The sequence below is a fragment of the Streptomyces sp. SID14478 genome, assembly GCF_010548525.1.
Lineage (GTDB): Bacteria > Actinomycetota > Actinomycetes > Streptomycetales > Streptomycetaceae > Streptomyces.
On record NZ_JAAGMG010000552.1, the window covers coordinates 1 to 8,804 of the forward strand.

Consider the following 8,804-nt stretch of genomic DNA (forward strand, 5'->3'; position numbering starts at 1 on the left):
CGTGACCAGGTCCGCCACCGCGCCCTGCTCGATGACGCCCGCGTCGTCCCAGCCGAGCGCCGCGTGGCCGTCGGCCGAGGCGGCGCGCAGCAGGGCCGCCGCCGTCCAGTGGCCCCGGGTGCGCGAGCGCAGGCGCTCGTTCAGCTCCATCGCGCGCGCCTCCTCGAAGAGGTCGATCACGGCGTGGCTGTCCGAGCCCAGCGACAGCGGCGAGCCCGCCTGCTGCAGCCGGCCCGCCGGTCCGATGCCGTCGGCCAGGTCGCGCTCGGTGGTGGGGCACATGCACGTGCCCGTGCCCGAGCCGCCGAGGAGGGCGATGTCGGTGTCGGTGAGATGGGTGTTGTGGACTCCGGTGGTGCGGGCGCCCAACACCCCGTTGTCCGCGAGGAGTTGGGTGGGGGTACAGCCATAGGCCGCCCTGCACGCGTCGTTCTCCGCGGTCTGCTCGGAGAGGTGGACGTGCAGGGGCGCGCGGCGCTGAGCCGCCCAGTCCGCGACCGTCGACAGCTGCGCCGCGGGGACCGCGCGCACCGAGTGGACCGCGGCGCCGATCCGCGCGTGCGGGCGGTCCTTCAGCAGGGACGCGCGCTCGGCCCAGGCCTGCGCCGTGCCGTCGCTGAACCGCTGCTGGTGGCGGTCGGGCTCCTTGCCGCTGTGCCTGTCCCCCATGGCCGACGAGACGTACGCCGTGTCGAGGAGCGTGATGCGGATGCCCGCCTCGTCCGCGGCCGCGATCAGCGCCTCGCCCATCGCGTTCGGGTCCGCGTACGGGGCGCCGCCGGGCTGGTGGTGGAGGTAGTGGAACTCCCCCACCGCCGTGATGCCGGTGAGCGCCATCTCCGCGTACACCGCCCGGGCGAGGGCGTGGTAGCTGTCCGGGGTCAGCCGGTCGGCCACCCCGTACATGACCTCGCGCCACGTCCAGAACGTGCCGGAGCCGACCTGCACCGTCGCGCGCAGGGCCCGGTGGAAGGCGTGGCTGTGGGCGTTGGCGAGGCCGGGGAGGGTGAGGCCGCGCAGCACTGTCGCTCCCGGCGGCGGGGTGTCGGCCCCCTTGCGGACCGCGGTGATGCGGTCACCGGTCACCTCCACGACCACGCCCGGCTCCACCGCCGGGTCGAGCCAGGCGTGCTCCAGCCAGTACGTCGTCGTCTGCTCCGCGCTCACTTGCAGGCCAGTCCTTCCAGTACGTCGGCCAGTGCGTGCACCCCGGCCACGCAGTCGTCCTCGGCCGCGTGCTCGGCCGGGGAGTGCGAGACGCCCGTGGGGTTGCGTACGAACAGCATGGCGGTGGGGACGGACGAGGCCAGGATCCCGGCGTCGTGTCCCGCGCCGGTCCCCAGGACGGGCACCTTCAGCTCGGCCGAGCCGTCCCGTGCGCCGATGATGCGCGCCAGTTCGTCGCGCAGCGCGTGGTCGAAGTCGACGACCGGGGTGAAGGACTCCCGGGTGAGCGAGACGTCGATGCCGTGCGCGTCGGCGTACTCGCGGGCCGCCTTCTCGACCGCGGTGACCGTCCGGTCGAGGGTGTCCTGGTCGGCGGCGCGCGAGTCGAGCCAGCCGCGGACCAGCGACGGGATGGCGTTCACGCCGTTCGGCTCGACCGAGATCTTGCCGAACGTGGCGACGGCGCCCGCGAGCCGGGCCTCGCGGCGGGCCGCCAGGACCGTCTCCGCGTACGTCAGCATCGGGTCCCTGCGGTCGACCAGGCGGGTGGTGCCCGCGTGGTTGGCCTCGCCGCGGAAGTCGAAGCGCCAGCGGCCGTGCGGCCAGATGGCGCTGGCGATGCCGACCGCGTCCCCTGACAGGTCCAGGGCGCGGCCCTGCTCGACGTGCAGCTCGATGAACGCGCCGATGCGGCCGAGGCGTTCGGGGTCCGGGCCGATCGCCTCCGGGTCGTACCCGGCGCGCTCCATGGCCTGCGGGAGCGTGATCCCGTCGGCGTCGGTGAGCGCGTGGGCCTGTGCGCGGCTGAGGTGGCCGCCGGTGAGGCGGGAGCCCACGCAGGCCAGGCCGAAGCGGGCGCCCTCCTCGTCCCCGAAGTTGGTGAGCGCGAGCGGCTTGGTGAACTCCGCTCCCCTGCGGCGGAGTTCGTCCAGGGCGGCGAAGGAGGACACGACGCCGAGGGGGCCGTCGAAGGCGCCGCCGTCCGGGACGGAGTCGAGGTGGGAGCCGGTGACGACGGCGTCCCCGGCCTCGGGGTCGCCGAGCCAGGCCCACTGGTTGCCGTTGCGGTCCAGCTCGTAGGTCAGCCCGCGGGACTGCGCCTGCGCCTTGAACCAGGCGCGGCAGTCGGCGTCGGCCGCGGTCCAGGCGTGGCGGCGGTAGCCGCCGCTGTCCTGGTTCCGACCGATGGGGCGCAGGTCCTGCCACATCTCCAGGAAGCTCGGGGCCGTGGCAGGGGTCGCGGGGGAGGTCACTCGCCCTCCCGCATCGGAATGCGCACCCCGCGCTCGGCCGCGACCTCGGCCGCGTGCTCGTAACCCGCGTCGACGTGGCGGATGACGCCCATCGCCGGGTCGTTGGTCAGGACGCGCTCGATCTTCTGCGCGGCGAGGTCGGTGCCGTCGGCGACGCAGACCTGGCCGGCGTGGATGGAGCGGCCCATGCCGACGCCGCCGCCGTGGTGCAGGGAGACCCAGGAGGCGCCGGAGGAGGTGTTGACCAGGGCGTTGAGCAGCGGCCAGTCGGCGATCGCGTCCGAGCCGTCCTTCATGGCCTCGGTCTCGCGGTAGGGGGACGCGACGGAGCCCGAGTCGAGGTGGTCGCGGCCGATGGCGACGGGCGCGGACAGCTCGCCGGAGGCCACCATCTCGTTGAACTTCAGGCCGGCCAGGTGGCGTTCGCCGTAGCCGAGCCAGCAGATGCGGGCCGGCAGGCCCTCGAAGGAGATGCGCTCGGCGGCCATGTCGAGCCAGCGGTGCAGGTGCTTGTTCTCCGGGAACAGCTCCTTGATCGCCTTGTCGGTCTTGGCGATGTCCTCCGGGTCGCCGGACAGGGCGGCCCAGCGGAACGGGCCGAGGCCCTCCTCGAACAGCGGGCGGATGTGCGCCGGGACGAAGCCGGGGAAGTCGAAGGCGCGCGTGCAGCCGGCCTTGCGGGCCTCGTCACGGATGGAGTTGCCGTAGTCGAAGACCTCCTTGCCCTGGTCGAGGAAGCCGACCATGGCCTCCACGTGCAGGCGCATCGACTGCCGGGCCTTCTCGGTGAAGCCGGCCGGGTCCGCCTCGCGCTCCTTGTCCCAGTCCTCGACGGAGATGCCGACGGGCAGGTAGGCGAGCGGGTCGTGGGCCGAGGTCTGGTCGGTGACGATGTCGATCGGGGCGCCGCGGCGCAGCAGCTCCGGGAAGACCTCGGCGGCGTTGCCGACGACGCCGATGGACAGGCCGCGGCGCTCGTCGCGGGCCTGGACCGCCAGCTCCAGGGCGTGGTCGAGGTTGTCGGCCTTGACGTCGAGGTAGCGGGTGCCGATGCGGCGGTCCACGCGGGACTCGTCGACGTCGACGCAGAGCGCGACGCCTTCGTTCATGGTCACGGCGAGGGGCTGGGCGCCGCCCATGCCGCCGAGGCCGGCGGTGAGGGTGATGGTGCCGGCGAGGGTGCCGTCGAACTTCTTGCGGGCGACCGCGCCGAAGGTCTCGTACGTGCCCTGGACGATGCCCTGCGAGCCGATGTAGATCCACGAACCGGCCGTCATCTGGCCGTACATGGTGAGGCCCTCGGCCTCCAGCTTGCGGAACTCCTCCCAGTTGGCCCAGTCGCCGACGAGGTTGGAGTTGGCGAGCAGCACGCGCGGCGCCCACTCGTTGGTGCGCAGCACGCCGACCGGCTTGCCGGACTGGACGAGGAGGGTCTCGTCGGCCTGCAGCGTCTTGAGGGTGCGCACGATCGCGTCGTACGCCTCCCAGGACCGGGCCGCCTTGCCGGTGCCCCCGTAGACGACGAGCTTGTCGGGGTGCTCGGCGACCTCGGCGTCGAGGTTGTTCATGAGCATCCGCAGGGCGCCCTCCTGCTGCCACCCCAGGGTGTTGAGCTCGGTGCCGCGCGGGGCTCGTACGGGGCGGGGTCCTGACATCGACGGCCTCCTGGGATGCTCATATTGATACGGGTATTCACATCCTGGCTTCCTGAATAGAACTAGTCAATACATTCCCCCGACGCCGCCGGGATGGTTGTCTGGACCACATGGTTTCCACGGACGCGTCCACCGACCTCCCCCTCACCCTCTCCACCCGCCGCGACCAGGCAGTACGCGCCGCCGTCGGGCAGGGGCTCGTCGGCCCCGCCGCCCCCGTCGCGGGCCTTCTGGACGTCGCCGGCATCCGCGCCTCGGCCGCCTCCCTGCGCGCCGCCTTCGACGCGGTCGCCGCACCCGGCACCGAGGTCCTGCACGCCTTCGCCGTGAAGGCGACGCCGCTCGTGCCCGTCCTGCGGCTGCTGCACGAGGCGGGCATCGGGGCCGAGGTCGCGAGCCCCGGCGAGCTGGCCCTGGCCCGCGCGGCCGGGGTACCGCCGGCCCGGACCGTCCTCGACTCCCCCGCCAAGACCCCCGCCGAACTGCGCGAGGCCCTCGCCCTCGGCATCGCCGTGAACGCCGACAACCCCCAGGAGCTGGCCCGCCTCGACGCCCTGGTCGCCTCGGCGCCCACCCGCTCCCCGATCGGCGTCCGCGTGAACCCGCAGATCGGGGCCGGCTCCATCGGCGCCCTGTCGACGGCGACGGCCACCTCGAAGTTCGGCGTGGCCCTGCGCGACGAGGGCGCGCGCGAGTGGGTCGTGCGCGCCTACCTGGACCGGCCGTGGCTGACCCGGCTGCACACGCACTCCGGATCGCAGGGCGTGCCACTGGAGTTGATGGCCGAGGGCGTGCGGGCGGCCTACGAGCTCGCCGAGGAGATCAACCGGGCCGCGGGCCGGCAGCAGATCGACACCCTCGACATCGGCGGCGGCCTCCCGGTCAACTTCGCCTCCGACGAGGAGACCCCGAGCTACGCCGCGTACGCCCGCCTGCTCGCCGCCTCCGTACCCGGCCTCTTCGACGGGCGCTACGGCCTGGTCACCGAGTTCGGCCGGTCGCTGCTCGCCAAGCACGGCACGACCCTCGCCCTCGTCGAGTACGCGAAGCAGAGCGGCGGGCGGCCGATCGCCGTCACGCACGCGGGGGTCCAGGTCGCGACGCGGACCGTGTACGCGCCCGGGTCCTGGCCGCTGCGGATCGCCGCGTACGACGCGAAGGGGCACCCCAAGACCGGTCCGGCCGTCGCCCAGGACGTGGCGGGTCCGGCCTGCTTCGCCGGGGACCTGCTCGCCGAGGACCGCGCGCTGCCGCTCCTGGAGGCGGGCGACCACGCGGCCGCCCTGGACACCGGCGCGTACTACTTCGCGCAGCACTACTCGTACAACTCCCTCGCCCGGCCCGGGGTCTACGGGTTCACCGCGGACGCGGACGGCGGCGTGCGGTTCGCGACCGTGCGGGCGCCGCAGACGGTCGAGGAGATCGTGGCCGAGTCGGGCGGCGACCTGCGCGGGGCCCTGCTCGACCTCTGAATTTCCTCAACTCATGCATCTGTGACGTACGTCACGGGCATGCGTTCCCTTCCTGCACGCTCACACGCCTGCATCCGGGGGAGGCACCCGTGACGACGCCCCAGACCTCGACCGACACCCCGCCGCCCGGCGACGACACCGCGCTGCACCGCGCCATCGGCCCCAAGCTCCTGATCCTGTTCGTGATCGGCGACATCCTCGGCACCGGCATCTACGCCACGACCGGGAAGGTCGCGGGGAAGGTCGGCGGCGCGCTGTGGCTGCCGTTCGTCATCGGCTTCGTGGTGGCGATCCTGACCGCGGCCTCGTACGTCGAACTCGTCGGCAAGTACCCGAAGGCGGCGGGCGCGGCGCTGTACGCGCAGAAGGCGTTCAAGGTCCCCTTCCTCACCTTCATCATCGCGTTCATGGTGATGTGCTCGGGCCTGTCGTCCGCGAGCGCCGCCGCCCGCGCCTTCAGCGGCGACTACCTCGGCGAGCTGACGAACGACGCGCTGCCGCCGACGCTCATCGCGATCCTGTTCGTCCTCGCGCTCGCCGCGCTGAACCTGCGGGGCGTGAGCGAGTCGGTGAAGGCCAACGTGGTCCTCACCCTCGTCGAGCTGACGGGACTGCTGATCATCCTCACCATCGGCGCGTACGCCGTGCTGACGGGTGACGGCGAGCCCGCGCGCCTCACCGAGTTCGACACCGGAGGCACCGGATTCGCCCTGATGACAGGGGTGTTGGGGGCCACGGCGCTCGGCTTCTTCGCGTTCGTCGGCTTCGAGGACTCGGTGAACATGGCCGAGGAGACCAAGGACCCGACCCGCACCTTCCCCCGCGCGATCTTCATCGGCGTCGCCGTGACCGGCACCATCTACGTGCTCGTGGCGCTCGTCTCGTCGCTGCTCGTCGACCACGGGACGCTGGCGGGCTCCAGCGGCCCGCTGCTCGAAGTGGTGAAGGCGGGCGGGCTCGACTTCCCGCACAAGCTCTTCGCCGTCATCGCCCTGTTCGCGGTCACCAACTCGGCGCTCATCAACATCATGATGGCCTCGCGCCTGTGCTACGGCATGGCCAACGAGCGGATCCTGCCGCGCGCCATGGGCCGCGTCCTGCCGCGGCGCCGCACCCCGGTCGTCGGCATCGTCTTCGTGTCGCTGCTCGCGATCGGACTGGTGTCGACGGGCGAGATCGAGGGGCTCGGCGACACCACGGCGTTCCTGCTGCTGTGCGTGTTCGCCGTGGTCAACGTGGCCGTCCTGGTCCTGCGCCGGGACCCCGTCCCCCACCGCCACTTCCGTACGCCGACGGTCCTGCCCGTGCTCGGCGCGCTCACGGCGCTCATTCTGGCGAGTCCGCTCGCCGACCGGCCCGCCGAGGTCTACATCCGGGCGGGTGTGCTCCTCGCCGTCGGGATCGGGCTGTGGGCGGTCAACAAGGCCGTCCTGAAGGTGCGCGACGAGGCGTGAGAGGCGCGGAAGGGGCGCGCACCAGGTCCTGACGACCTTGATTTCAGGCTGCGTTGGCGAATTCTAGGCCCCGTTTGAATGTTCCACCGGAAAATGCCAGAACCCTCACCTGGCCGCCGTACGGTGCGTAGCTTCGTCGTCACACACGCACCAGGTGTACACGAACACGGCGACCAGGTGGGGGGTTTCAGGCGTGCCCGGAATCGACGAGTGCCTGCTCGAGGTCATACGGCTGCCGGGGGCGCGCGGCGCCTCCGTGGTCGACTGGACCAGCGGCCTCGCCCTGGGAACGATCGGGGACTCGCCCAACGGCGACCACGAGGCGACCGCCGCCGAGGCCGCCGAACTCGCCCGGCTCGCCGCCGAGCACCAGGCCTTCGCCCCGGCCGAGGGCAGCGACTGGTCGGGCTCCGCCGGGGAGAAGGAACCGCCCGTCGAGGACGTCATCGTCACCAACCGCGACGGCTACCACCTGCTGCGCTTCGTGCGCACCAGCTTCGACAGCAGCGTCTTCCTGCACCTGTGGCTCGACCGGGACGAGGGCAACCTCGCGCTCGCCCGGCTGCGCCTCGCCGATCTCGCCGACCGGCTGGTGCTGGGATGACCGGCGCCGCCCCGGCCGTCTCCCCGATGCTGGGCCGGCTCGCCGAGGAGGGGGCCACCGGCGCGCTGATCCGCGAGCACGGCACCCTCTACCTGCAGGACGGGCGGGTCGTGCACGCCGAGTCCCCCGCCACCCCCGGGATGGACGTGCTGCTCACGACGGGCGGCGCCCTGGGCGCCGACCGCTGGTGGGAGGCCGTGGACAAGGCGGGGGCCCTGCAGCGCGTCGGCCGCTACCTCGTCGAGCAGGGGCGCCTGTCGGACGGCGCGCTCGAACTGTGCCACCTGGGCGCGGTGTTCGACGCCGCGTACTTCACCCTCGCCCCGAGCAGCGGGCCGACCCGCTTCCGCTACGGGGTCTCGCACTGGTTCGGCACGGTGCGCCCGGTGCCGGTCGCGGCGGTCGAACGCGAGACGCTGCGGCGGCGCGAACTACTCCAGCGCATCTGGCCCGAGCCGGACACCGACACGGCGCCGCTGTCCAGGGCGCCGGACCAGGACCTGCCCGTGCCGCGGCGCAGGCGCCGGGTCCTCGACCTGGTCGACGGGGCGCGCACCGCGTCCCAGATCGCCCTCGCCCTGGGCCGGCCCGCCTTCCACACCCTGGTCGATCTGCGGCGCCTGGCCGCGGGCGGCCTGGTGACCACCGCTCCCCCACAGCCCGCGACGACGACTCCGGTCCCCGAGTGGGTCGCGCACACCGCCGTCGACGACCCCGACGTGGCACTGCTGCGCCGGCTGCGTGCCGCGCTGGAGGCCTTGTGAAGCGCCTGCGACGCACGTCCCGGACAGCGGCCACATCCCCGTCCGAGCCCGCCCGAGAAGGGAAAGTGCCGATGGCCGACGAGGCCCAAGTACTCGGCGAACTACAGAGGTTGAGAGTCCGGGTGCCCCAGGTCACGGGCGCCCTCGCGGCCAGCGTCGACGGGCTCGTGCTGGCCCAGGACACCCCCGGCGTCGAACCGGAGGGCGTGGCCGCCCTCACCGCCGCCGCACTCGGCGTGGCCCAGCGCCTCGCCGACGCCACCGGACAGGGAGGCTTCCGCGAACTCCTGGTCCGCGGCACGGACGGCTACGTCGCCACGTACGCGGCCGGGGACACCGCGGTCCTCACCCTGCTCGCCCAGGACCGGGTCAACGTGGGGCGGCTGCACCTGGAGGGCCGCCGCTCCGGCGCCCGGATAGGGGAGCTGGCCGCGG

The 8,804-nt window shown here is 73.1% G+C and carries 8 protein-coding genes; 5 read left to right on the forward strand and 3 right to left on the reverse strand.

Annotation, left to right across the window (positions count from 1 at the left end; genetic code table 11):
- The 3 genes from G3I40_RS18250 to hutU form a co-directional block, all read right to left on the reverse strand.
- Window positions 1-1,167, reverse strand: a 1,167-nt coding sequence (locus G3I40_RS18250) for a formimidoylglutamate deiminase (protein ID WP_164303205.1), incomplete at its 3' end; no start/stop codon positions are given.
- Window positions 1,164-2,375, reverse strand: a complete 1,212-nt coding sequence (locus tag G3I40_RS18255) for an allantoate amidohydrolase (RefSeq protein WP_164303210.1) — start codon at window positions 2,373-2,375, stop codon at window positions 1,164-1,166. The genes G3I40_RS18255 and G3I40_RS18250, both read right to left, overlap by 4 nt.
- Before the next feature lie 41 nt (window positions 2,376-2,416).
- Window positions 2,417-4,075 carry a urocanate hydratase gene (gene hutU / locus G3I40_RS18260; protein WP_164303206.1) on the reverse strand — a complete coding sequence of 553 codons (1,659 nt, stop codon included), beginning with the start codon at window positions 4,073-4,075 and terminating at the stop codon, window positions 2,417-2,419.
- A 110-nt stretch (window positions 4,076-4,185) separates the two neighbouring features.
- Here hutU and G3I40_RS18265 point away from each other — a divergent pair, with 110 nt between their 5' ends.
- The 5 genes from G3I40_RS18265 to G3I40_RS18285 all read left to right on the forward strand — a co-directional run.
- Complete coding sequence (locus G3I40_RS18265; protein ID WP_164303207.1) at window positions 4,186-5,547, forward strand: diaminopimelate decarboxylase; 1,362 nt, start codon at window positions 4,186-4,188, stop codon at window positions 5,545-5,547.
- Window positions 5,548-5,636: 89 nt separating this feature from the next.
- Entirely contained in the window at window positions 5,637-7,001 is a 1,365-nt protein-coding gene (locus tag G3I40_RS18270) for an APC family permease (RefSeq protein WP_343244952.1), read from the forward strand.
- A gap of 193 nt (window positions 7,002-7,194) precedes the next feature.
- A complete protein-coding gene (locus tag G3I40_RS18275; protein WP_164303208.1) occupies window positions 7,195-7,605 on the forward strand; it encodes a hypothetical protein in 411 nt (136 codons plus the stop codon).
- A complete protein-coding gene (locus tag G3I40_RS18280) occupies window positions 7,602-8,369 on the forward strand; it encodes a DUF4388 domain-containing protein (RefSeq protein WP_164303209.1) in 768 nt (255 codons plus the stop codon). The genes G3I40_RS18275 and G3I40_RS18280 overlap by 4 nt, the downstream gene beginning before the upstream one ends.
- Window positions 8,370-8,440: 71 nt before the next feature.
- On the forward strand, window positions 8,441-8,804 hold a 364-nt coding region (locus G3I40_RS18285), incomplete at its 3' end, for a roadblock/LC7 domain-containing protein (protein WP_203644332.1).

Coding starts and splice junctions, on each gene's coding strand:
- G3I40_RS18255 (WP_164303210.1), bottom strand. CDS start 2,375: ATGTGGCAGGACCTGCGCCCCATCGGTCGGAACCAGGACAGCGGCGGC.
- hutU (WP_164303206.1), bottom strand. CDS start 4,075: ATGTCAGGACCCCGCCCCGTACGAGCCCCGCGCGGCACCGAGCTCAAC.
- G3I40_RS18265 (WP_164303207.1), top strand. CDS start 4,186: ATGGTTTCCACGGACGCGTCCACCGACCTCCCCCTCACCCTCTCCACC.
- G3I40_RS18280 (WP_164303209.1), top strand. CDS start 7,602: ATGACCGGCGCCGCCCCGGCCGTCTCCCCGATGCTGGGCCGGCTCGCC.